At 67.7% G+C, this 21,029-nt stretch carries 22 protein-coding genes; 10 read left to right on the top strand and 12 right to left on the bottom strand.

Features of this window, described 5'->3' with window-relative positions; genetic code table 11:
* Window positions 1-76 precede the first annotated feature (76 nt).
* The 5 genes from VAPA_RS16690 to eat form a co-directional block, all read right to left on the bottom strand.
* Window positions 77-1,339 (bottom strand): type II toxin-antitoxin system HipA family toxin, encoded by a 1,263-nt coding sequence (locus VAPA_RS16690; RefSeq protein ID WP_021007943.1) that lies wholly within the window; start codon window positions 1,337-1,339, stop codon window positions 77-79.
* Window positions 1,329-1,619 (bottom strand): helix-turn-helix domain-containing protein, encoded by a 291-nt coding sequence (locus tag VAPA_RS16685; protein ID WP_230558884.1) that lies wholly within the window; start codon window positions 1,617-1,619, stop codon window positions 1,329-1,331. The genes VAPA_RS16690 and VAPA_RS16685 overlap by 11 nt, the downstream gene beginning before the upstream one ends.
* Before the next feature lie 122 nt (window positions 1,620-1,741).
* A complete protein-coding gene (eutC, locus tag VAPA_RS16680) occupies window positions 1,742-2,530 on the bottom strand; it encodes an ethanolamine ammonia-lyase subunit EutC (RefSeq protein WP_021007941.1) in 789 nt (262 codons plus the stop codon).
* Window positions 2,527-3,921 (bottom strand): ethanolamine ammonia-lyase subunit EutB, encoded by a 1,395-nt coding sequence (locus VAPA_RS16675; RefSeq protein WP_021007940.1) that lies wholly within the window; start codon window positions 3,919-3,921, stop codon window positions 2,527-2,529. Before VAPA_RS16675 ends, eutC begins: the two co-directional genes overlap by 4 nt.
* 10 nt (window positions 3,922-3,931) lie before the next feature.
* On the bottom strand, window positions 3,932-5,353 hold the full coding sequence (gene eat / locus VAPA_RS16670; protein WP_021007939.1) for an ethanolamine permease: 1,422 nt from the start codon (window positions 5,351-5,353) through the stop codon (window positions 3,932-3,934).
* A 103-nt stretch (window positions 5,354-5,456) separates the two neighbouring features.
* Here eat and VAPA_RS16665 point away from each other — a divergent pair, with 103 nt between their 5' ends.
* A complete protein-coding gene (locus tag VAPA_RS16665; protein WP_021007938.1) occupies window positions 5,457-5,882 on the top strand; it encodes an FKBP-type peptidyl-prolyl cis-trans isomerase in 426 nt (141 codons plus the stop codon).
* An 18-nt stretch (window positions 5,883-5,900) separates the two neighbouring features.
* Here the strand turns inward: VAPA_RS16665 and VAPA_RS16660 are convergent, their stop codons facing one another.
* From VAPA_RS16660 to VAPA_RS16650, 3 genes are all read right to left on the bottom strand, one after another.
* Window positions 5,901-7,499, bottom strand: a complete 1,599-nt coding sequence (locus VAPA_RS16660; RefSeq protein WP_021007937.1) for an OpgD/OpgG family glucan biosynthesis protein — start codon at window positions 7,497-7,499, stop codon at window positions 5,901-5,903.
* Between the two features lie 217 nt (window positions 7,500-7,716).
* Window positions 7,717-8,559, bottom strand: a complete 843-nt coding sequence (locus VAPA_RS16655) for a class I SAM-dependent methyltransferase (protein WP_047783020.1) — start codon at window positions 8,557-8,559, stop codon at window positions 7,717-7,719.
* A 106-nt stretch (window positions 8,560-8,665) separates the two neighbouring features.
* Entirely contained in the window at window positions 8,666-10,174 is a 1,509-nt protein-coding gene (locus tag VAPA_RS16650; RefSeq protein ID WP_021007935.1) for a CoA-acylating methylmalonate-semialdehyde dehydrogenase, read from the bottom strand.
* Between the two features lie 103 nt (window positions 10,175-10,277).
* Between VAPA_RS16650 and VAPA_RS16645 the strand changes: the two genes are divergently transcribed.
* Window positions 10,278-11,228 carry a LysR family transcriptional regulator gene (locus VAPA_RS16645; RefSeq protein WP_021007934.1) on the top strand — a complete coding sequence of 317 codons (951 nt, stop codon included), beginning with the start codon at window positions 10,278-10,280 and terminating at the stop codon, window positions 11,226-11,228.
* Between the two features lie 29 nt (window positions 11,229-11,257).
* Here VAPA_RS16645 and VAPA_RS16640 read toward each other — a convergent pair whose 3' ends face one another.
* Entirely contained in the window at window positions 11,258-12,169 is a 912-nt protein-coding gene (locus VAPA_RS16640; RefSeq protein WP_021007933.1) for a LysR family transcriptional regulator, read from the bottom strand.
* A gap of 114 nt (window positions 12,170-12,283) precedes the next feature.
* On the opposite strand from VAPA_RS16640, the gene VAPA_RS16635 reads away from it, so the two are divergent.
* From VAPA_RS16635 to VAPA_RS16620, 4 genes are read left to right on the top strand one after another with little or no spacing between them, the layout of a single operon-like run.
* A complete protein-coding gene (locus VAPA_RS16635; RefSeq protein WP_021007932.1) occupies window positions 12,284-13,459 on the top strand; it encodes a CaiB/BaiF CoA transferase family protein in 1,176 nt (391 codons plus the stop codon).
* Window positions 13,456-14,439, top strand: coding sequence for a hydroxymethylglutaryl-CoA lyase (locus VAPA_RS16630; protein ID WP_021007931.1), 984 nt, complete (start codon window positions 13,456-13,458; stop codon window positions 14,437-14,439). The genes VAPA_RS16635 and VAPA_RS16630 overlap by 4 nt, the downstream gene beginning before the upstream one ends.
* Window positions 14,436-14,816, top strand: coding sequence for a VOC family protein (locus VAPA_RS16625; RefSeq protein ID WP_021007930.1), 381 nt, complete (start codon window positions 14,436-14,438; stop codon window positions 14,814-14,816). The genes VAPA_RS16630 and VAPA_RS16625 overlap by 4 nt, the downstream gene beginning before the upstream one ends.
* A gap of 45 nt (window positions 14,817-14,861) precedes the next feature.
* Window positions 14,862-15,833 (top strand): Bug family tripartite tricarboxylate transporter substrate binding protein, encoded by a 972-nt coding sequence (locus tag VAPA_RS16620; protein WP_021007929.1) that lies wholly within the window; start codon window positions 14,862-14,864, stop codon window positions 15,831-15,833.
* Between the two features lie 9 nt (window positions 15,834-15,842).
* Here VAPA_RS16620 and VAPA_RS34875 read toward each other — a convergent pair whose 3' ends face one another.
* Window positions 15,843-15,989 (bottom strand): hypothetical protein, encoded by a 147-nt coding sequence (locus VAPA_RS34875; RefSeq protein WP_021007928.1) that lies wholly within the window; start codon window positions 15,987-15,989, stop codon window positions 15,843-15,845.
* A 111-nt stretch (window positions 15,990-16,100) separates the two neighbouring features.
* On the bottom strand, window positions 16,101-16,667 hold the full coding sequence (locus VAPA_RS16615; RefSeq protein WP_021007927.1) for a LuxR C-terminal-related transcriptional regulator: 567 nt from the start codon (window positions 16,665-16,667) through the stop codon (window positions 16,101-16,103).
* A 101-nt stretch (window positions 16,668-16,768) separates the two neighbouring features.
* Between VAPA_RS16615 and VAPA_RS16610 the strand changes: the two genes are divergently transcribed.
* From VAPA_RS16610 to VAPA_RS16595, 4 genes are all read left to right on the top strand, one after another.
* Window positions 16,769-17,572, top strand: a complete 804-nt coding sequence (locus tag VAPA_RS16610) for a CoA transferase subunit A (protein WP_021007926.1) — start codon at window positions 16,769-16,771, stop codon at window positions 17,570-17,572.
* 1 nt (window position 17,573) lies between these two features.
* Window positions 17,574-18,212 (top strand): 3-oxoacid CoA-transferase subunit B, encoded by a 639-nt coding sequence (locus VAPA_RS16605; RefSeq protein ID WP_021007925.1) that lies wholly within the window; start codon window positions 17,574-17,576, stop codon window positions 18,210-18,212.
* Window positions 18,213-18,294: 82 nt separating this feature from the next.
* Window positions 18,295-19,701: a CoA transferase gene (locus VAPA_RS16600; protein ID WP_021007924.1), complete on the top strand. Its 1,407-nt coding sequence runs from the start codon at window positions 18,295-18,297 to the stop codon at window positions 19,699-19,701.
* A gap of 12 nt (window positions 19,702-19,713) precedes the next feature.
* A complete protein-coding gene (locus VAPA_RS16595; RefSeq protein ID WP_021007923.1) occupies window positions 19,714-20,046 on the top strand; it encodes a hypothetical protein in 333 nt (110 codons plus the stop codon).
* A 13-nt stretch (window positions 20,047-20,059) separates the two neighbouring features.
* On the opposite strand, the gene VAPA_RS16590 is transcribed toward VAPA_RS16595, so the two are convergent.
* On the bottom strand, window positions 20,060-20,953 hold the full coding sequence (locus VAPA_RS16590) for a LysR family transcriptional regulator (protein WP_021007922.1): 894 nt from the start codon (window positions 20,951-20,953) through the stop codon (window positions 20,060-20,062).
* Between the last annotated feature and the right edge of the window lie 76 nt (window positions 20,954-21,029).

Here is a 21,029-nt window from a genome sequence, read left to right as displayed (position 1 = left end):
GGAAGGCCGAGCGTAGAGAACGCTCGTGACACTTCGGCAGAGGCTTACGCATCAGCCATGCCAGCCTGGAGTCTGTTCACGGGCTCCAGGCACGGATGCGGTCGTACTGCTGTTCGATGAAGGCCGCCACGCGGCGCACGAGTTCACGGTTGCCGCCGGCCGCTTCGACGCTGGCCGCGGCCTGCACCGAAACGATCTCTTCGGTTCGGCGGATGATGTCGTTCGCGTCTGCCGCGGACAGGCCGAAGTGGGGCGCCGCGGTGCGCGCCAGCGCGAGGTTCGATGCGTGCTGCCCCGGCAGGATGGCAAGCTCCTGGTAGCCCGTATGGCCGCCCAGCTGCATGACGAGATCGAAGGCAGGGGCCAGGCGCCAGAGGCCGTCGCCCCGCCGCAAGACGCCATGGTTCTTGACATGGTCGTCGCTGTTGCCCACGGCCAGGTTGAATACCAGGCGGCGAAACAGCTCGGTCAGGTCTTCGTGCGGGCGCCCCGAGATGCGCCGCAGCAGCTGTGCCAATTCGACATAGCTGCCGCGGCTGGATTCATAGGGCACATCGAGCAGTGCCGAGGCCGACAGGTAGTGATGGCGCTGCTCGTCGTTCACGGGGCCGGTTCGGTCGAAACGCTCCACCAGCAAGGCGTGGCCGGACGCCAGGGGGTGTAGCAGGAAGGCAGGCATATCGATGCCGCAGGCGCTGGCCAGCCACAGGGTGGCCGCCTCGATCACCTCCACATCGTGGTCGTCGCCGCGCGAGGAGAATTTGGCGATGTAGCGCCGCCCCTCATGCGCAAAGGCCGCCTTGGGCCGTGCGCCGCCCAGGCTGCCGCCGCGCAGCAGCCGATGCATGTCGGGCCCGATTTCGATGCCTTCCTCGACGCGGCGCGACGCTTCGGCAAGCTCCTCCAGCGACCAGAGCATGGAGGGTGGTTCTTCGCTTCGGATGGGCAATGCCTCGGCGAACACCATCGCGCCGATGCGGTCCTCATTGGTCAGCAGCAGTGCTTCGACGTCCGACAGGGGTTTGCCGTGGCGGATCTCGAGCACCTTGCGTCCCCAGCTGTCGGGCAGGGCATCGCGCAGCGTGAGCGGCATGGCGCCACCCTCTCGGATGCGGCGCTCCGGCAATACGAAAGCAGCATCGCGCAGCGGCAGGTGCTCGGGGTTGAGCGGCATGGCTGCGGGATCCTGGAGGTAGCGCCGGCCATAGGCAAATTCACCCGACTCCACGACGCCGCGGCGAACAAGCTTCATCAGGCCGGCAGGCTGCACCTCGTCGCCCGTGTGGCGCGCGAGTCCGACATAGATGCGCCGTTCGTCCCCGGCCTCGTCAGAAATCACGCTCGTCCTCCGCGATCACCCCGGCGGGCCCGCGCGCAGCAGACCTGCGGACACGGCGCCCGGCGGCCAGGCCAGCGGGTGTGGGAGCCAATGCGTCGAGCGAGTCGATCTCGCCGAACAGCCACAACGCGTGGGCGAGCAAGCCGATGCTGGTCGCGGGCTTGCCCGATTCGAGCGAGCGCAGGGTGGTGGGCGAGCACAGCAGGCGTTCGGCCATCTCTGCGATCGTCCAGCCGCGATGAACCCGGTGCGCACGAAGGCGCAGGCCGAGATTTCTCAAGGGCTCAGCGGTCTGCTGGGGCAGGGCAGAAAGGCTGTTGCTGCTTCTTGGCATCAATAAAATGGCTGTTAAGTGGCTTAGCAGCCATTCTATTGACTATTTTGGTTGACGCAAAGCCTCGGCTACCCGGGCAAGGGAGGTGCTGGGCGGCCGGGCTCGAGCACCGCGAGATCGCTCTCGTCCTTGAGCCCGACGCCGGTCAGCCCCCGGCGAAGGGACTCTCGCATCAGCCATGCCAGCTTGAACGCGGCGGCTTCGCAGGGCAGGCCTTCGGGGCGCACGTTCGAGATGCAGTTGCGCTCGGCGTCGTGCCGGCCGCGCTTCGGGGAATGGGTCAGGTAGATGCCGAGGCTGTCCGGCGAGCTGAGCCCCGGGCGCTCGCCGATCAGCATCACCGAAAGCGCCGCGCCGAACAGCTCGCCGACCTCGTCGGCCAGCGCCACGCGCGCCTGGGTGGCGATGACCACGGGAGAGAAGCGTGTCTCGGGCGGCAGCTGCGCGCGCAGCGCCGCCAGCATCGGGGCGGCATGGCGCGCCACCGCGAGCGAGGAGAGGCCGTCGCCGATGACGAGGCAGACGTCGCAATCGCGGCTCACACCCACGCGCAGGCGCTGCGCATCCACGGGGTCGAGCTGCCGGCCGAGGTCCGGGCGGCGCAGGTAGGTGGTGCGGTCTTCGGCGCGGCTGCGTGCCCGCGCCACGTCCCAGTGCTGCGCACGCAGGGCGGCTTCGAGCGCGTCGACATCGAGCGCCGCATGGATCGCATCGCGCGCCATGGCATGGGCCCAGCCGAAGCGCAGCGTCTCGTCGGTCGGCATGCCGGCGCCGGCGCGGCCCAGCGCGAGGCGTGCGGGGGTGGCCGAACGCCACTCCGCCCAGGGGTTGGGGGTGACAGGGGCGTTGCTGCTCATTGCCCAAGCGCGGCCAGACCGCTCATGTCCGCCAGCAGGCGGTTGGCCGATGGCGGCGCGAGCTGCCCCGCCGCATCGGTGATCTGCATGCGCTGCAGCCAGGCCTCGAATTCGGGCGCGCGCTTCAGGCCCAGCGTCTGGCGCAGGAACAGCGCGTCGTGGAACGAGGTGCTCTGGTAGTTGAGCATCACGTCGTCGGCGCCCGGAATGCCCATGATGAAGTTGATGCCCGCGGTGCCCAGCAGCACGAGCAGGTTGTCCATGTCGTCCTGGTCGGCCTCGGCATGGTTGGTGTAGCAGATGTCGCAGCCGATGGGCAGGCCCAGCAGCTTGCCGCAGCAATGGTCTTCGAGCCCGGCGCGGATGATCTGCTTGCCGTCGTACAGGTATTCGGGCCCGATGAAGCCGACCACCGTGTTGATGAGCAGCGGCTCGTAGCGCCGCGCCAGCGCATAGGCGCGCACCTCGCAGGTCTGCTGGTCGACGCCGAAGTTGGCATTGGCCGAGAGCGCGCTGCCCTGGCCGGTCTCGAAATACATCACGTTGTTGCCGACCGTGCCCCGGTTCAGCGCCAGCGCCGCGGCGTGCGCTTCGGCCAGCAGCTCGGGCGTGACGCCGAAAGACAGGTTCGCCTTCTCGGTGCCCGCGATCGACTGGAACACCAGGTCCACCGGCGCGCCAGCCTCTGCGAGCTTGAGCGTGTTGGTGACGTGCGTGAGCACGCAGCTTTGGGTGGGAATCTCGAAGCGCTGGATCACTTCGTCGAGCATGTGCAGCAGGCGGCCCAGCACCTGCATGCTGTCGGACACCGGGTTGAGGCCGATCACCGCATCGCCCGCGCCGTAGAGCAGCCCGTCGAGCGTGGAGGCCGCCACGCCGCGCAGGTCGTCGGTCGGGTGGTTGGGCTGCAGGCGCACGGCCAGGTGGCCGGGCAGGCCGATGGTGTCGCGAAAGCGCGTGACCACGCTGCATTTTTTGGCGACCGACACCAGGTCCTGGTTGCGCATGAGCTTGGACACGGCCGCCACCATCTCGGGCGTGAGGCCTGGCGCCAGCGCCGTCAGCGCCTCGGTGGTGGCCTGTTCCGAGAGCAGCCAGTTGCGGAAGTCGCCCACCGTGAGGTGCGACACCGGTGCAAAGGCCTGTGCGTCGTGGCTGTCGATGATGAGGCGCGTGATGTTGTCGCTCTCGTAGGGAATCAGCGCTTCGGTCAGGAACTGCTTGAGCGGCGTCTCGGCCAGCACGTGGCGCGCCGCCATGCGCTGCTGCGCGGTGGCCGCGCCGATTTCCGCGAGGTAGTCGCCCGAGCGCGCCGGGCTGGCCATGGCCATGACATGCTTCAGGTCGTCGAAGGCGAAGACCTGGCCGGCGATGGTGGTGCGATAGCGCATCTTTCTTTCTTCACACGATGGTGCCCGAGGAAAGCATCTCGTCGGGCGCTGCCGCCTTGCGTTGTGCCGAAGTCAGCAGGAAATAGCCGTAGGCCGCTGCCATCAGCACCAGGAACAGCAGCGTGAGCATGGCGTTGAACCAGACCATGGCGCCGAGGCAGACCACGCCGAGTCCGAGTGCAATCGCTGGAAACACCGGATAGAACGGCGCGCGGTAGGTGCGCAGCAGGTCGGGCTCGCTCTTGCGCAGCCTGAAGAGCGCGGCCATCGAGATCAGGTACATCACGATGGCGCCGAGCACGGCCATGGTCACGATGTTGGCGGTGAGCGTCTGGCCGCCGAACTGCACCCACTCGTCGCTGAAGATGGCCACCACGCCGATCACGCCGCCGGCCAGCAGTGCGCGGTGCGGCGTGTCGAAGCGCGGGCTCAGGCCCGCGAAGTAGCGCGGCAGGTAGCCGGCGCGCGCCAGCGCGAAGATCTGGCGCGAGTAGCCCATGATGATCCCGTGGAACGAGGCGATCAGCCCGAAGAGGCCGATCCACACCAGCATGTGCAGCCAGCCGCTGTTGTCGCCCACCACCGCCTTCATGGCCTGCGGCAGCGGGTCGTTGATGTTGGCGAGCTTGCGCCAGTCGCCCACGCCGCCCGCGAAGATCATCACGCCGAAGGCCAGCACCACCAGCGTGACGATGCCCGTGGTGTAGGCAATGGGAATGGTGCGGTGCGGATCGCGCGCCTCCTCCGCGGCCATGGCCGCGCCCTCGATGGCCAGGAAGAACCAGATCGCGAACGGTATCGAAGCGAAGATGCCCGAGATGGCCGCGCCGTTGAGCACGTTGCCGCCGGCCCAGCCGTTGGCGACGAAGTTGGCCATCGACCAGCCGGGCGTGACCACGCCCATGAACACCAGCAGCTCGAAGATCGCGAGCACCGTCACGAAGAGTTCGAAGGCCGCCGCAATGCCGATGCCGATCCAGTTGAGCGCGATGAAGATCACGTACGCACCCAGCGCGAACCACTTCGGGTTGATGCCCGGGAACTGCACGTTGAGGTAGGCGCCGATGGCCAGCGCGATGGCCGGCGGCGCGAAGACGAATTCGATCAGCGTGGCAAAGCCCGCCACGAAGCCGCCGGTCGGGCCGAAGGCGCGCCGTGCATAGGCGAAGGGCCCGCCCGCATGCGGGATGGCGGTGGAGAGCTCGGTGAAGCTGAAGATGAAGGTGGTGTACATCGTGGCCACCAGCACCGTGGCCACCAGGAAGCCGAGCGTGCCGGCGGTGTTCCAGCCGTAGCTCCAACCAAAGTACTCACCCGATATGACCAGGCCCACGGCGATGCCCCAGAGCTGGACGGGACCGAGGACCTTCTTCAGATGGCCGGTGCCGGCCGGAACAGCGGCTGCGGCCGGCGTGACTGCGGTGGAATGCATGGGGCTTCCTCTTTTTGCGGATGTTGACAGTGCGTATCCGGCAAAGCAAGGCCTGTTCCAGCGCTGGCCATAATCGTGCTTTTCCAATCCCCCGAGGTGTTCAGTGAAGTCTTGCTCTTCTTCGTCTCTCTTCTGTGCCGCCCTGGTCTCGTTGTGCGCGGTGTCCGCCGCCTGGGCGCAGTCGGCGCCCGTCACCACGCCGAGCGGCCTGGTCTACCAGTCGCTGAAGGAAGGCTCCGGGGCATCGCCCGCCGCAACCGACGTGGTCAAGGTGCACTACCGTGGCACCTTCCCCGACAGCGGCAAGGAATTCGACAGCTCCTACAGCCGCGGCGAGCCGACCGAGTTTCCGCTCAACGGCGTGATCCCCTGCTGGACCGAGGGCGTGCAGAAGATGAAGCCCGGCGGCAAGGCCAAGCTGACCTGCCCGCCGGCCATTGCCTACGGCTCGCGCGGCGCGGGCGGCGTGATCCCGCCGAACGCCACGCTCAACTTCGAAGTCGAGCTGGTCTCCGTCAAGAAGCGCTGATCGGCAGATCTCGAGAACTCAACCTGGCTGGTACTGGAACAGCCAGGTTTCCGTGAGCGTCTTGTCGCCGGTCTTCAGGTAGAGCCGCATGTCGATGGGCTCGTTGCCTTCGGGCGTGAAGTCGAACTGGGCGCGCCAGTGTCCCGGCACGCCGTTGGGCACGGCCTCGGCAAAGACGTAGGAGAACTTGCCGCGCGGTGCCGTCAGCACCAGCTCGGGCTTCACGCCGAAGGGCACGGTGGTGAGCGGCTGCCCGACGAATTCCACCATGAACTTGCGCACGCCCGGCGGGCGCGGCTGGCCGGGCTGTCCGCCGCGTCCGATGCGCGTGGCCACGCAGCGCGCGAGCGGCGAGGGAAAGGGCTCCTGGTCGGTCCAGTGCAGCCGGTACTGCAGGCTGTAGCTCGCGCCTGCCTTGGCGTCGGCCTTGGGCACCCAGAAGGCGACGATGTTGTCGTGGATCTCGTCGTCGGTCGGGATCTCGATCAGCTGCACCGAGCCTTCGCCCCAATCGCCCAGTGGTTCGATCCAGAGGCTCGGGCGCTTCTCGTAGTTGACGCCGTCCTGGAAATTGTCGAAGACGCGGTCGCGCTGCAGCAGCCCGAAGCCGCGCGGGCGGGTGTCCGCAAAGGCCGAGGCGCGCGTCTGCGTGGGGTTGTTGAGCGGGCGCCAGATGCGCTCGCCCGCACCGTTCCAGATGGCCAGGCCGTCGGAGTCGTGCACCTCGGGGCGCCAGTCGATGGCGGTGGGCTTGATGGTCTCCGAGTACCAGTACATCGAGGTGAGCGGCACCAGGCCCAGGCGCGTCACGTCGCGGCGCAGGAACAGGCGCGAGTCGATGTCCATGATCACGGCCTTGCCGCGCTGCATCACGAACTTGAACACGCCCGTGACGCTCGGCCCTTCGAGCAGCGCGTAGACCGTCATCGAGGTGGTGTTGTTCGCGGCCGGCGTTTCGAAATAGAAGCGCGTGAAGGTCGGGAACTCTTCGGGCTTGTCGGGCACCGCCACGTCGAGCGCAAGGCCGCGGGCCGACAGGCCGTACTGGTAGAGCTCGCCGATCGCGCGAAAGTAGGAGGCGCCGAGAAACGCGACCCAGTCGTTCTTCTGCCAGTCGAGCTTGCTCTGGTCGCCCAGGCGGCTTTCCTGCAGCCGAAAGCCCGCAAAGCCCGCGCCCGGCGGCAGCGCGCGCGCGGGGCTGTCGGGCGGCATCGAGAAATAGGAAGGGCTGTAGAGCACCTCGCGCGCAAAGGCGTCGCCATCGGAGTTCTCGAGCACGTGCATGCGCACCGGCGTCTGGAAGAAGCGGCCGAGGTGGAAGAAGGTGACGGGAAAGGCGCCGGGGCCGTCGCGGAAGAGGGCATTGGACGGGTCGAACTTGATCTTGCCGTGCGCGTCGTAGTCGATGCGTTCGAGCACCTCGGGCGCGAGCGGCGTGGCGGCGGCATAGGGTTGCCCGGCCAGGCGCTTGGCCTGCGCCACGAGGCGGTCGAACGAGAAAGGCGAAGGCTGGCTCAGCTTCAGGCCGTTGGCGGCCAATGCCTCTTCGGGCAGTCCAAGGGCGGCGAGTGCGGCGGCGGCACCACCTGCGGCAAGGAAGGATCGGCGATCAAGCATGTGTTTCTTGAGGGTTGCGAGTCTTGGGAGTACGTAAGGGATGCACCGGCCATCGGCTGGTGTCGGTCAGGCTTCGGAAAAAACCATCCTAGCGCAGCCTGCGCCGGAATTTTCCGCGACGAAGAGCGGCGAGCATGCCTGGGCAGCGGCGCTTGCCGCGTCAGCCAACCCGCGCAAGCCGAGCCGGACAAGGCCGGGAATCAAGAAATTTGTGCGTTTATGTATCGGCGTTGTCTGCCGCGCTCAGCGCGTAGACGGCATAGAGCGGCACGCCGAGCAGCATCAGGACCAGTGGTGCGAACAAGGTGTAGGACAGGCCGAAGCCTTCGAGCACCCGATAGGTGGCATCGAGGCGCAGGCGCGGATGGGCTTGCGTCAGCTCGGCGGTCTTGCGCAGCCCCCAACGGAACTCCGCGCCGGTGGCCCGCACCGACGGGTGCTGCGCGGCGCGGCCCACGGCAAGCCAGCACATCGCATCGAAGGCCAGCACCGAGCCCGGAGGGGCTCGCTCGCCGAAGGTCGCAAGCACGGCTTGCACCTGCTGCGGCTCCAGGTACATCAGCACGCCTTCGGTAAAGAGGAAGACCGGTTGCTCCTGGCGCCTGCGCGGCAGATCGAGCTGCTCCCACCAGCGGGCCGACGTCAGGTCGAGCGCGCGCATCTCGTGGCGCGTATGGGTCTCGGGGATGAGTTCGCGGCGCAGTTCGAGCACTTCGGGCAGGTCGGCGTCGGTCATGCGGGATCGCCCGTCGTCGAGCCATTGGAAGTAATGGCTCAGCCCGCAGCCCATGTTCACCACGCGCGCGCCCGGATACTGCTTGAGGAACTCCTGCGCGAGGCTGCGGAAGCGGCGCGTGCGGCTCAGGATGCCGTAGATGGTCGCCCTGTCTTCGGGAAGGGGCTGCCCGTCGTCGCGTATCTTTTCGAGGATCGACGCGGCGTAGGCGTCCCGCACGGCCATCTGCGGAAACATCGCATCGCCCGAGGCACGCGCGGCAAGGGGAATCCGCAGGGTGGAAGGCACGGCCGACAGGCCTCGCGCGGGCTTGCTTGTCGTCATGGGCGCTGGCACAGGGTCATGCACAAGTCTGGCCGCTCCCGCACCGGGGGGCAAGTCAGCCTTTCGTTAGCCCTGGCGGCTTTCGCCGCCCGCCATCACGCCATCACTACTTGGCAGTGGGCATCACGAACTCGGCGCCCTTGGGCGTGCTCTCGGGCCAGCGCTGCATGATCGACTTCTGCTTGGTGTAGAAGCGCACGCCTTCCTCGCCATAGGCATGCATGTCGCCGAACAGCGAGCGCTTCCAGCCGCCGAAGCCGTGCCATGCCATCGGCACCGGGATCGGCACGTTGATGCCGACCATGCCCACCTGGATGCGGCGGCCGAACTCGCGCGCCACGTTGCCGTCGCGCGTGAAGCAGCTCACGCCGTTGCCGAACTCGTGGCCGTTGACCAGGTCGACCGCGTCCTTGAAGTTGGCCACGCGCACGCAGGAGAGCACCGGGCCGAAGATCTCTTCCTTGTGGATGCGCATCTCGGGCGTGACGTGGTCGAACAGCGTGCCGCCCATCCAGAAACCGTCGCCGCAGCCGGCGCCTGCCTTGCTGCTATCGAACTGGCGGCCGTCGACCAGCAGCTTCGCGCCTTCCTTCTCGCCCTGGGCGATGTAGCCGGTGATGCGTTCATGTGCCGCGCGCGTGACGATCGGGCCCATCTCGGCCGCGAGGTTCTCGCCGTCGAGCACCTTGAGCGTCTTCGTGCGCTCGACGAGCTTGGGAATGATCTTGTCGGCCACGTCGCCCACCAGCACGGCCACGCTGATGGCCATGCAGCGCTCGCCGGCCGAACCGTAGCCCGCGCCGATCAGCGCGTCCACCGTCTGGTCGATGTCGGCGTCGGGCATGACCACCATGTGGTTCTTCGCTCCGCCGAGCGCCTGTACGCGCTTGCCGTTGCGGGCGCCGGTTTCATAGATGTAGTTGGCAATGGGCGTGGAGCCCACGAAGCTGATGGCCTTGACGTCGGGATGCTCGAGCAGCGCATCGACCGCGACCTTGTCGCCCTGCACCACGTTGAACACGCCGTCGGGCAGGCCGGCTTCCTTCAGCAGTTCGGCCATGCGCAGCGACGGGGTCGGGTCGGTCGGGCTGGGCTTGAGCACGAAGGTGTTGCCCGCGGCAATGGCCACCGGGAACATCCACATCGGCACCATCACGGGGAAGTTGAAGGGCGTGATGCCGGCGACCACGCCGAGCGGCTGGCGCAGCGTCCAGTTGTCGATGCCGGTGGAGACCTGGTCGGTGAAGTCGCCCTTGAGCAGCTGCGGGATGCCGCAGGCGAACTCGACGATGTCGATGCCGCGCGAGACCTCGCCCTGCGCGTCGGTGAACACCTTGCCGTGCTCGGCGGTGATCATGTGCGCCAGCTCGTCCTTGTGCAGGTTGAGCAGCTCCAGGAACTTGAACATCACGCGGGCGCGGCGGATCGGCGGCGTGTCGGCCCACTTGGGGAACGCGGCCTGCGCGGCGGCCACCGCGGCATCGACGTCGGCCTGGACGGCCAGCGCCACCTTGCCCGTGACCTTGCCGGTCGCCGGGTTGGTGACGTCCTGCGTGCGGGTGGAAGCGCCGGCAGCGCGCTGGCCGCCGATGAAATGGGCAATCTGCTGGGTCATGGGTACCGCCAAGGTGAAGTGATGCGACAGTCTAGGAAAGGGAAGGGCGCCTGCCTAGACTCGAAAGTTGAACTGTTTGTTCGCTATAGTGAACAATCCCACCATGGAACTGCAAAAAGCCGAATCGCTCTGGATGCACCTGCACTGGCTGATCGTGCTCGGCCAGCAGGGCAGCTATACCGCCGCCGCAGCACGCCTGGGTGTGAGCAAGGCCGCCATGAGCCAGCGCATCGCCGAGCTGGAGCGCGCCGTGGGCGTCACCCTGGTGCGCCGGACCACCCGCAGCATGCGGCTGACCGAGGCCGGGCAGCAGCTCGTCGACCAGACGCGCGAGCCCTTCGAGCAGATCGCCCACAGCTTCCTGCAGGCGCAGGACCATGCGGGCGAGCCGCGCGGCCTGGTGCGCGTGACCGCGCCAGTGGCGCTGGGGCGCCAGCAACTGCTGCCCAGGCTCGTCGACTTCCTGCTGGCGCATCCGTCGATCCGCGTCGAGATGGAACTCTCCGACCGGCTGAGCTCCCTGGCGACGGAGGGCTTCGACCTGGCGGTGCGGCATGCGGCATCGCCGCCCGACACGCACGTGGCCTGGCGGCTGTGCGACACGCGCTCGGTGCTGGTGGCGAGCCGCGCCTACCTGCGCCGCAAGGGAACGCCGCTGGCGCCGCCCATGCTGACCGAGCACGACTGCCTGCACTATCCCCGTGGGCAGGAAACCAACGTGTGGTCGTTCGAGCGGCGAGGCGGCCGCGCGCGCCAGGCCGAGCGCGTGACCGTGCCCATCGCCGGTCCGCTGGCGGCCAACAACAGCGAGGCGCTGCGTGACGCGGCCCAGGCGGGGCTCGGCATTGCGCTCCTGCCCGACTTCAGCGCGCAGTCGGGCCTGCAGGCGGGCAAGCTGGTCGAGGTGCTGCCCGACTGGCAGCCCACGGGCGCCTTCGCCGACCAGATCTACGCCATACGGCCTTATTCGCTGCACATTCCGCGTGCGGTCAACCTGTTCGTGAGCCACCTGCGCGAAACCCTCAAGGCCGGATTCCAGCTGCCCCCGGCGTGATGTTTCAGGGAGGCCATTCCGGCCTCGCCTCAGGTGGACGACGCCATCAGCTGCCGAACCAGCAGCTGCGCCGCCGGCGACAAGGTCTCGCCGGTCTTGGTGGCCATCAGCAGCCGGCGCACGGCCCAGGCATCCCTGAGCCGCACCACCTTGAGGCCGAGTGCGCTCACCTGTGCCTTGCAGGCCGCGAGCGGCACCACGCCAATGCCGAGGTTGGCCGCGATCATGTGGCACATCGCATCGAAGCTGCGCACCTGCACGCGCAGGCGCATCGGAATGCCGGCCTGCTCGGCCGCGCGCGAGGTGAGCTCGAGCAGCGAACTGCTGCGGTTCAGGCCCACGAACTCGTGCGCGAGGCAGGTCTTGAAATCGGTCCGGCGCGTGCGCGCGAGCGGATGCTGCCGGGCGCATAGGACCACCAGCTCGTCGGTCTGGAATGGCGCCACGTCGAGCCCGTAGGCCGGCGTGTTCTCGGCAAACACGCCCACGTCGGCCAGGCCGTCGACCAGCGCGCGCACGATGTCGCCGCTCAGCTGCTCCTCCACTTCGACGCGGATGTCGGGGTGCTGGCCGAGGAACGCGGCCAGCGTGGCCGGCAGGAACTCGGTGAGCGCCGACATGTTGGCCCACAGCCGCACGTGGCCGCGCACCCCGCTCGAATAGTCGCCGAGCTCGTTGCTGAACTGCTCGAAGCCCTGGAACAGCCGCATCGCGTGCTGCATGGCCACATGGCCGGCCGGGGTCAGCGCGATGCCTTGCGAGCTGCGCTCCAGCAGCTTCGATCCCGTGGCCGCCTCGAAATCCGAAAGCCGCCGGCTGGCCGCCGAGAGCGCCAGGTGGCAGGCCTCGGCGCCCTTGGTGATGCTGCCCGACCGGGCCACGGCGCAGAACAGGCGCAGCGTGACGAAATCGACGCGGGCGGGGTTGATGGGGACGGCCATCCTTCCATTCTAGAAAGCCTTCGCATTTTGCGAAGGCCTCCTGCCATCAAAGCAATTCCGTTGGCCGCGATCTGTTTCTAGAGTTGGGGCAACCCATCAGGAGACAGACGCAAGATGAACGCACTCGAAGGCCTCAAGGTGCTGGAGCTCGGCCAGCTCATCGCCGGCCCGTTCGCCGGCAAGACGCTCGCCGAGTTCGGCGCCGACGTGATCAAGGTCGAACCCGCCGGCGTCGGCGACCCGCTGCGCAAGTGGCGGCTGCTGCGCGAGGGCACTTCGGTGTGGTGGGAGGTGCAGTCGCGCAACAAGCGCTCGGTGTGCCTGGACCTGCGCAGCACCGAAGGCCAGCAGGCCGTGCGCGCGCTGGCACTGGAGGCCGACGTGCTGATCGAGAACTTCAAGCCCGGCACGCTCGAAGGCTGGGGCCTGGGCTGGGAGCAGCTGCATGCGCTCAACCCGCGGCTCATCATGCTGCGCATCTCGGGCTACGGGCAGACCGGCCCCTACCGCGACAAGCCGGGCTTCGGCGTGCTCGGCGAATCGATGGGCGGGCTGCGCTACCTGAGCGGCGAGCCGGGCCGGGTGCCCGTGCGCGTGGGCGTTTCGCTGGGCGACACGCTGGCGGCGCTGCATGGCGTGATCGGCGTGCTCACGGCGCTGCACCACCGCACGGCCCATGGCGGACAAGGGCAGTTCATCGACGTGGCGCTCTACGAGTCGGTCTTCAACGTGATGGAAAGCCTGCTGCCCGAATACGACGCATTCGGCGCGGTGCGCGAGCGCGCCGGCAGCGCGTTGCCGGGGATTGCACCGACGAATGCCTACAAATGTAGCGACGGCCACTACGTGCTGGTGGCAGGCAACGGCGACAGCATCTTCCGCCGGCTGATGCGCGCCATCGGCCGCGCGGACCTGGAGAGCGATCCGCAGCTCGTGCACAACGACGGCCGCGTGCAGCGCGTGGAAGAGATCGACGCCGCCATCGAGGCCTGGACGCTGCAGCGCAGCCGCGACGAGGCGCTGGCGGTGCTCGATGCGGCCGGCGTGCCGGTCGGGCGCATCTACACGGTGGCGGACATCGCAACCGATCCTCAATACCTGGCGCGCCAGATGATCGTCGAGGCGACCACCGCCGACGGCGACATGCTCAAGGTGCCGGGCGTGGTGCCCAAGCTCAGCGCGACGCCGGGGCGCATTGCGCACCCCGCGCCGCGGCTCGGCGAACACACGGGCGACCTGCAGGGCGCGGGCTGGCCGGCGCGCCGCACCGAAGAAAGCGAGGCCGTATGAAAGAAGGCAAGGGCAAGCGGCTCTTCATCAACGAAGTGGCCACGCGCGACGGCTTCCAGATGGAGAGTCGCTTCATTCCCACCGACGACAAGATCGCGTTGGTCGACCGGCTGGGCACGCTGGGCTACGCCAAGATCGAGGTGACGTCGTTCACCTCGGCCAAGGCGATTCCCGCGCTGCGCGACGGCGAAGAAGTGATGCAGCGCATCGTGCGCCAGCCTGGCGTGGTCTACACAGCGCTGGTGCCGAACCTGCGCGGGGCCGAGCGCGCGCTGGAGAGCCGCATCGGCGAATTCAACGTCGTCATGTCGGTGAGCGAGACCCACAACCTCAGCAACCTGCGCATGACGCGCGAGCAGTCCTTCGCGCAGCTGGCCGAGGTCATTGCGCTGGCCAGGCAGGCCGGTGTGCCCGTGAACGTGTCGCTGTCCTGCGTCTTCGGCTGCCCGATGGAAGGCGAGGTGCCGCTGGCCGGCGTGCTGGAATGGATCGACCGCTTCGCGGCGCTGCAGGTGCAGGGCGTCACGCTGTGCGACACCACGGGCATGGCTTTTCCCACGCAGGTGCAGGCCCTCTGCGAAGCCGTGATGGCAAGGCACCCCGGCCTGCAATGGACGGCGCACTTCCACAACACGCGCGGCATGGGGCTCGCGAACGTGCTGGCGGCGGTCGAGGCGGGCATCGAGCGGCTCGACATGTCGCTGGGCGGCATCGGCGGCTGCCCGTACGCGCCTGGCGCTACCGGCAACGTCGCCACCGAGGATGTGGTGCACATGCTGCAATGCATGGGCTACGACACCGGCATGGACCTGAACGGACTGATCGATGCCGCCTCGGAACTCGAAGCGCTGGTGCAGCACGACTTGCCGAGCCAGGTGCCGCGCGCCGGCCATCGGCTCACACGGCATGCGCCGCCGGCGGATTTCAACGACAGCGCGGCGCGTGCGCATGCGCGCCGGGCCAAGGAGCTGAACCCATGATCGACCATCTGGACCACCTGGTGCTCACCACCGCTGACGAGGAGGCCTGCACCCGCTTCTACGTCGACGTGATGGGCATGGCGCTGGAGACCTTCGGCGCCGACCGCAGGGCCTTTCGCTTCGGCAGCCAGAAGATCAACCTGCATGTGAAGGGCCACGAGTTCGAGCCCAAGGCGCAGGTGCCGACGCCGGGCTCGCTGGACCTGTGCTTCATCGCGAGCGTGCCGCTGGAAGAAGTGATCGCGCGGCTCAAAGACAAGGGCGTGCCGATCCTCGAAGGCCCTGTGATGCGGACCGGCGCCACGTCGCGCATCCGATCGGTCTATGTGCGCGACCCCGACCTGAATCTCATCGAGATATCCGAGCTGGCGCCCTGACGGGCCGGCTTCGAATGCAACTTTAAAAACACCGGAGACAAAACCATGAAACCCACCTATCGCCTTCTGATAGCCGCAGGACTCGCATTGGCGGCCGCCGCGGCCAGTGCCGACACCTGGCCCTCGAAACCGATCACCTTCATCGTGCCCACCGCGCCTGCCGGGTCCACCGACATCATGGCGCGCATGGTGGCCGACCCGCTGCAGCGCGCACTGGGCCAGCCCATCGTGGTCGACAACAAGCCCGGCGCCAGCGGCAACATCGGCACCGAGGCGGTGGCACGCGCCGCGCCCGATGGCTACACGCTGCTGATGCAGTACTCGGGCTACCACGTCGGCAACCCTGCGCTCTTTCCGCAGATCAAATGGAGCCCGACCAAGGACTTCGTGCCGGTGGCGCTGGTGATGCGCGCACCGCACGTGGTCGCGGTGAGCGGCAAGCTGCCGGTGAATTCGATGAAGGAGCTGATCGAGTACGGCAAGAAGAAGAAAGAGGGCGGCCTGTTCTATGCCTCGTCGGGCAACGGCTCGATCCAGCACATCGCGGGCGAACTGCTGTCGCGGCAGGCCAGGCAGCCGATGACGCACGTACCCTACAAGGGCTCGGGCCCGGCCATCAACGACCTGATCGCGGGCAACGTCGACATGTTCATCACCACGCCGCCCTCGGTCATCGGCCATTTCGCGGGCGGCCGCATCAAGCCTCTGGCGTACACGGGCAGCAAGCGCCATCCGTCGATGCCCGACGTGCCGACCTCGGCCGAGGCGGGGCTGCCGGGCTACGAGGTGGAATCGTGGTTCGCGGTGTTCGCACCGGCCAAGACGCCGCCCGAGGTCGTCAACAAGCTCAGCGCCGAGATCAAGAAGATCGTCGAAAGCGAGTCGTTCCGCAAGAAGGTGGACGAGCAGGGCGCCTTCGCCACCTACATGGACCCGGCGGCCCTGGGCAAGTTCGTCGACCAGGAACTCGCGGCCTGGGCGAAGGTGATCAAGGCGGCGGACATCAAGCCCGACTGAACGAACGGGCTACGGCTTGACGCCGAGCACCGACAGGATGATGGCTGCCAGCGTGAGCGTCACTGGCAGCCGGTGGGCGGCGAGCGCATGCGCGCGTGCAACCGACAGCGTGGGCGACGGCAGCAGGTTCTTTTCGGAATGAAGGGATGTGGTCATATCGGCTCCTGAGTGGCTGCGGGCGAAGTGCCCGCATGCCTCCAAGATAGCCATCGGCGAGCCCCGTGGCGCAGGCCTTTCGCCGACACCGCGTTTCCGTTTTTGCAACGATCAGCCCGCAATGAGCTTCTGCACCAGTTCCGCCGTGGTGGCCGCCGCGTACTTGCGCATCAGCCGTGCCCGGTGCAGCTCCACCGTGCGATGGCTGATGCCGAGCGCCTTGCCGATCTCCTTGGACGTGAGCCCGCGCATCACCTGCGCGGCCACCTCGCGCTCGCGCGGCGTGAGCTCGGCCTTCACGGCACGGCGCGATCCCAGGTCCTCGAAGGTCCAGATGCCGGCTTCGTGCGGCGCGGCGCGGTTCATGGCGTGCCCTGTGACGTGGCACCAGAAGGTCTCGCCGGCGATGGCGCCGTGCAGGCCGCCCAGGCGCTTCATCATGCGGTTGTCGGCATAGCGGCCGCTGGCGTTCAGGAACGGCTCCATGCGCTTGCCGATGCGCTCGAATTCGGCCACGCTCGGGTACAGGATGCTGAACGAATGCCCGACCAGGGCGGAGGGCGTTGCACCGAAAATCTCGCACACCCGCTCGTTGCAGGCCACGATGGTGCGGTTGCTCGACACCACCATGCCGACGGGCGCGTGTTCAAAAGCCAGCCGGTAATCGATCTCGGGCATCGGGGGTCACCATTACGAAATACTACGTATGCGACTACGTAGTATCGTTCAAGGCTCTTCAAAGCTTTCGCCAACTCTCCACCATCCATCAAGGAGCCCGAGTGAACAAGATTTATCCCTCCGCAGACGCGGCACTCAAGGGGGTCGTGGCCGACGGGCAGACGCTCGCGGTTGGCGGCTTCGGCCTGTGCGGCATTCCCGAAGCGCTGATCGATGCGCTGCACGACTCCGGCGTCAAGGATCTCACCTGCATCTCCAACAACGCAGGCGTCGATGGTTTCGGCCTCGGCAAGCTGCTCGAGACGCGCCAGATCAAGAAGATGATCGCGTCCTACGTGGGCGAGAACAAGGAATTCGAGCGCCAGTATCTGGCGGGCGAACTGCAGCTCGAATTCACGCCGCAGGGCACGCTGGCCGAGAAGCTGCGCGCGGGCGGCGCGGGCATTCCGGCCTTCTTCACCAAGACCGGGGTCGGCACGCAGGTGGCCGAGGGCAAGGAACTGCGCGAGTTCGACGGCGAAACCTACGTGATGGAACGCTCGCTGGTGCCCGACGTGGCGCTGGTCAAGGCCGACGTGGCCGACAAGTCGGGCAACCTGCGCTTCCGCCTCACGGCGCGCAACTTCAACCCCGCCGCCGCCATGGCCGGCAAGATCTGCATCGTCGAGGTCGAGAAGATCGTCGAAGTGGGCGAGCTGGCGCCCGACGACATCCATCTGCCCGGCATCTACGTGCACCGCATCGTCCTCAACGCCAATCCCGAGAAGCGCATCGAGAAGCGCACCGTGAGCGCGGCCGTTCCGGCCGATGCAGCGGCCGCCAAGGTCGAAGCCCAGGCTGCCATTGCGCAGGCCGCCGCCGGCAGCGAAATGCCCGCCCCCGTCAAGAACAACAAAGGAGCCTGAGATGCCCTGGACCCAAGACCAAATGGCCGCGCGTGCGGCGCAAGAACTCGAAGACGGCTTCTACGTGAACCTGGGCATCGGCATTCCCACGCTGGTGGCCAACTTCGTCGGCGACAAGGAAGTGTGGCTGCAAAGCGAGAACGGCATGCTCGGCATCGGCCCGTTCCCGACCGAAGACCAGGTCGACGCCGACCTGATCAACGCCGGCAAGCAGACCGTGACCACCATCCCCGGCTCGGCCATCTTCGGCAGCCACGAGAGCTTCGCGATGATCCGCGGCGGCAAGATCAACCTGTCGATCCTCGGCGCCATGCAGGTCAGCGAGGAAGGCGACCTCGCCAACTGGATGATCCCCGGCAAGATGGTCAAGGGCATGGGCGGCGCCATGGACCTGGTGGCCGGCGTGAAGCGCGTCATCGTGCTGATGGAGCACGTCGCGAAGAAAAAGGACGGCACCGAGGATCTCAAGATCCTCGAGAAGTGCTCGCTGCCGCTGACCGGCGTGGGCGTGGTCGACCGCATCATCACCGACCTGGCCGTGATGGACGTGGTGCCCGAAGGCCTCAAGGTGATCGAGCTGGCGCCGGGCGTGAGCTTCGATGCGCTGCAGGCCAAGACCGGCGCCAAGCTGATCCAGTAAGGCAGTCGACGCAACGACAACCAAGGGCAGGGCCGCGAGAGCGGGCCCTGCCTTTTTGCTTTGGACGTTCTGGAGAAATGAAATGAATGCGAGCGAAGCTCTGGACAGCATCTGGCGGCAGGCGGGCCTGCCCGTCGAGGCCTTGCAACATGCGCGGCTCACGGGCGAAGACCCGGTGCTGCCGTCGTCCTTCGCGGTGGGCGCGGCCGCGCAGAGCACCATCGCGGCGGCGGCTCTCGCGGCCTGCGAACTGGGGCATCTGCGCGGCGCCGGGCGCCAGCAGGTGGCCGTCGACATGCGGCACGCGGCGCTCGACTGCACCGGATGGTTCAGCCTCGACGGCCGCGTGCCCGACCTGTGGGACACTTTCTCCGGGCTGTACCGCTGCGCCGACGGCTGGGTGCGCATCCACGCGAACTTCGCGCATCACCGCGAGGGCGCGCTGCGGCTGATGAAGCTGGATCCGTCCGCTGCCACGCGCGCGGAGGCCGAGGCGGTGATGGCGACATGGCACGCACGCGATTTCGAAGACGCGGCCGCCGCGCAAGGCCTGGTGGCGACCGCGCTGCGCCGCTTCAACGAATGGGACACCTCACCGCAAGGCCAGGCCATCGCGGCACAGCCGCTCTTCACCATCGAGCGCATCGGCGACGCGCCGCCGCTCCTGCTGCCGCCGCTGCGCGAAGACCAGCGGCCGCTCACCGGCCTGCGCGTGCTCGACCTGACGCGCATCCTCGCGGGTCCCGTGGGTGGCCGTGCGCTGGCGGCGTATGGCGCCGACGTGATGCTCGTCAATTCGCCGCACCTGCCGAACATCGAATCCATTGCCGAAACCAGCCGCGGCAAGCTGTCGGCGCATGTGGACCTGCGCACCGACGCGGGCCGCGCCACGCTGCGGCAGCTCGCCGCGCAGGCTCATGTCTTCGTGCAGGGCTACCGGCCCGGCGGCATCGCGGCGCTGGGCTTCGGGCCGGCGGAACTCGCGCGGCTCGCGCCCGGCATCGTGTGCGTGTCGCTCACGGCCTATGGCACGCAAGGCCCATGGGCGCATCGCCGCGGCTTCGATTCGCTGGTGCAGACGGCCATGGGTTTCAACCATGCCGAAGGCGAGGGCGAAGGCGAAGGGGCCGGCGACGGCAAGCCCAGGCCGCTGCCGATGCAGATCCTCGACGAGGCCACGGGCTACCTGATCGCCTTCGGCGCCGCCGCGGCGCTCTGGCGGCAGCAGCAGGAGGGCGGCAGCTGGCACGTGCAGGTGTCGCTGGCGCAGACGGGGCAGTGGCTGCGCGGTCTCGGGCGCGTGCCCGGTGGGCTGTCGATCGCCAGGCCCGACCTGAAGCCCTACGCGGAGACCTCGGACTCCGGTTTCGGCAGGCTGGCCGCACTGCGCCACAGCGCGCATCTGTCGCGCACGCCGGCCGCATGGCCGCGCCCGTCGATGCCGCCGGGCAGCCATGCACCGGCCTGGCCCACCGGCCCCGGGCAATGAGAAACTTGGCGCATGCAGACGACGAACAGATACGAAGGAAGGCCGTTGCTGCGGCTGGTGGATTGCCTGGTGCTGGACGCCATCGACCAGCTCGACGACGCCAAGCGCGCCAAGCTCGAGGCGCTGGAGCCCAGGCTCGCCCAGACCTTCAATGCGAGCGGCACCTGGCAGGAGATGGTCGGCACCCAGATGGGCTTTGCCGACGACGTGCATGACCAGATCCGGCAGTTCTGGCGCAGCTACCTCGATCGTGCGGAAGAGCAGAACCTGCGCGTGGACCCGCAGGAGTTCGTGGTCGAGTTCGTGGCGCAGAACTTCCCCGACCTCGCGCCGCCGCGGCGCTGAGGCCCGGCGTCATTCATGCATGGGGCAGCAGCAGTTGCCGCTGTGCCTGCACCGTCTCGCGCAGGAATTCCCACACCGCCTGCATCCGCACCAGGTGCTTCGTCTCCGCGGGCATCGACATCCAGAACGTGCGCGTGAAGTTCGCCTGCCCCGGCAGCACGGGCTTCAATGCGCCGTCGTTCTCCGCGATGAAGGCCGGCAGAACCGCAATGCCTGCGCCCGCCAGCACCGCCCGGTGCTGCGCGAGCACGCTGGTGCTGCGCAGCGCGAAGGCATCGGGGCGGTGCAGTTCGTCGAGGTACTGCAGCTCCTTGCTGAAGAGCAGGTCGTCCACGTAGCTGATGAAGGTATGACCGCGCAGGTCTTCGCGCGTCTTGATGGACTTGTGCGCGGCCAGGTACTTCTTCGATGCATAGAGCCTGAGCGTGTAGTCGGTGAGCTTGGTCACGACCACGGGCCCGCGCGCCGGGCGCTCGAGCGAGATCACGATGTCGGCCTCGCGCCGCGACAGGTGCACCAGCCGCGGCATCGCGAGCAGGTCGATGGTGAGCTTGGGGTGCTGCTGTGCGAAGAGCGCCAGCTGCGGTGCCAGCACCACGGTGCCGAAGCCCTCGGTGGCGCCGATGCGGATCAGCCCCGACAGGCCCTCCTGCGAGGCCGGCGCGGTGCTTTCCACCGCCTGGAACGCGCTTTCCATGGCCTCGACCTGCGGCTGCAGCTTGCGGCCCGCCTCGGTGAGCCGGTGGCCGCCCGCTTCGCGCGAGAAAAGCGGCGCGCCCACTTCCTTTTCGAGCGCCTGGATGCGCCGCGCCACCGTGGTGTGGTCCACCTCGAGCCGGCGCGCGGCGCTCATCAGCGTGCCCGAACGGGCCAGCTCCAGAAAGTAGCGAAGGTTGTCCCAGTCCATGTGCTCGCGTTCCCTTGGGTGGGCTCTGCATTTTTGCAAAGCGATGGCGCATATTTGTCTATTGTCATGGCAAATC

The organism is Variovorax paradoxus B4 (genome assembly GCF_000463015.1).
Lineage (GTDB): Bacteria > Pseudomonadota > Gammaproteobacteria > Burkholderiales > Burkholderiaceae_C > Variovorax > Variovorax paradoxus_E.
Note: the sequence above shows the minus strand (reverse complement) of the source record. Positions and strands in the feature narration are given on the sequence as shown.

What these genes read in the sequence shown, in the direction of transcription:
- VAPA_RS16590 (WP_021007922.1), bottom strand. Translation starts at nt 20,953, where the DNA reads ATGGACTGGGACAACCTTCGCTACTTTCTGGAGCTGGCCCGTTCGGGC.
- VAPA_RS16615 (WP_021007927.1), bottom strand. Translation starts at nt 16,667, where the DNA reads ATGCCCGAGATCGATTACCGGCTGGCTTTTGAACACGCGCCCGTCGGC.
- VAPA_RS16675 (WP_021007940.1), bottom strand. Translation starts at nt 3,921, where the DNA reads ATGCGCTATCGCACCACCATCGCCGGCCAGGTCTTCGCCTTCGACGAC.
- VAPA_RS16605 (WP_021007925.1), top strand. Translation starts at nt 17,574, where the DNA reads ATGCCCTGGACCCAAGACCAAATGGCCGCGCGTGCGGCGCAAGAACTC.
- VAPA_RS16645 (WP_021007934.1), top strand. Translation starts at nt 10,278, where the DNA reads ATGGAACTGCAAAAAGCCGAATCGCTCTGGATGCACCTGCACTGGCTG.
- VAPA_RS16595 (WP_021007923.1), top strand. Translation starts at nt 19,714, where the DNA reads ATGCAGACGACGAACAGATACGAAGGAAGGCCGTTGCTGCGGCTGGTG.
- VAPA_RS16635 (WP_021007932.1), top strand. Translation starts at nt 12,284, where the DNA reads ATGAACGCACTCGAAGGCCTCAAGGTGCTGGAGCTCGGCCAGCTCATC.
- VAPA_RS16620 (WP_021007929.1), top strand. Translation starts at nt 14,862, where the DNA reads ATGAAACCCACCTATCGCCTTCTGATAGCCGCAGGACTCGCATTGGCG.
- VAPA_RS34875 (WP_021007928.1), bottom strand. Translation starts at nt 15,989, where the DNA reads ATGACCACATCCCTTCATTCCGAAAAGAACCTGCTGCCGTCGCCCACG.
- VAPA_RS16625 (WP_021007930.1), top strand. Translation starts at nt 14,436, where the DNA reads ATGATCGACCATCTGGACCACCTGGTGCTCACCACCGCTGACGAGGAG.
- VAPA_RS16640 (WP_021007933.1), bottom strand. Translation starts at nt 12,169, where the DNA reads ATGGCCGTCCCCATCAACCCCGCCCGCGTCGATTTCGTCACGCTGCGC.
- VAPA_RS16600 (WP_021007924.1), top strand. Translation starts at nt 18,295, where the DNA reads ATGAATGCGAGCGAAGCTCTGGACAGCATCTGGCGGCAGGCGGGCCTG.
- VAPA_RS16655 (WP_047783020.1), bottom strand. Translation starts at nt 8,559, where the DNA reads ATGACGACAAGCAAGCCCGCGCGAGGCCTGTCGGCCGTGCCTTCCACC.
- VAPA_RS16650 (WP_021007935.1), bottom strand. Translation starts at nt 10,174, where the DNA reads ATGACCCAGCAGATTGCCCATTTCATCGGCGGCCAGCGCGCTGCCGGC.
- VAPA_RS16660 (WP_021007937.1), bottom strand. Translation starts at nt 7,499, where the DNA reads ATGCTTGATCGCCGATCCTTCCTTGCCGCAGGTGGTGCCGCCGCCGCA.
- eat (WP_021007939.1), bottom strand. Translation starts at nt 5,353, where the DNA reads ATGCATTCCACCGCAGTCACGCCGGCCGCAGCCGCTGTTCCGGCCGGC.
- eutC (WP_021007941.1), bottom strand. Translation starts at nt 2,530, where the DNA reads ATGAGCAGCAACGCCCCTGTCACCCCCAACCCCTGGGCGGAGTGGCGT.
- VAPA_RS16630 (WP_021007931.1), top strand. Translation starts at nt 13,456, where the DNA reads ATGAAAGAAGGCAAGGGCAAGCGGCTCTTCATCAACGAAGTGGCCACG.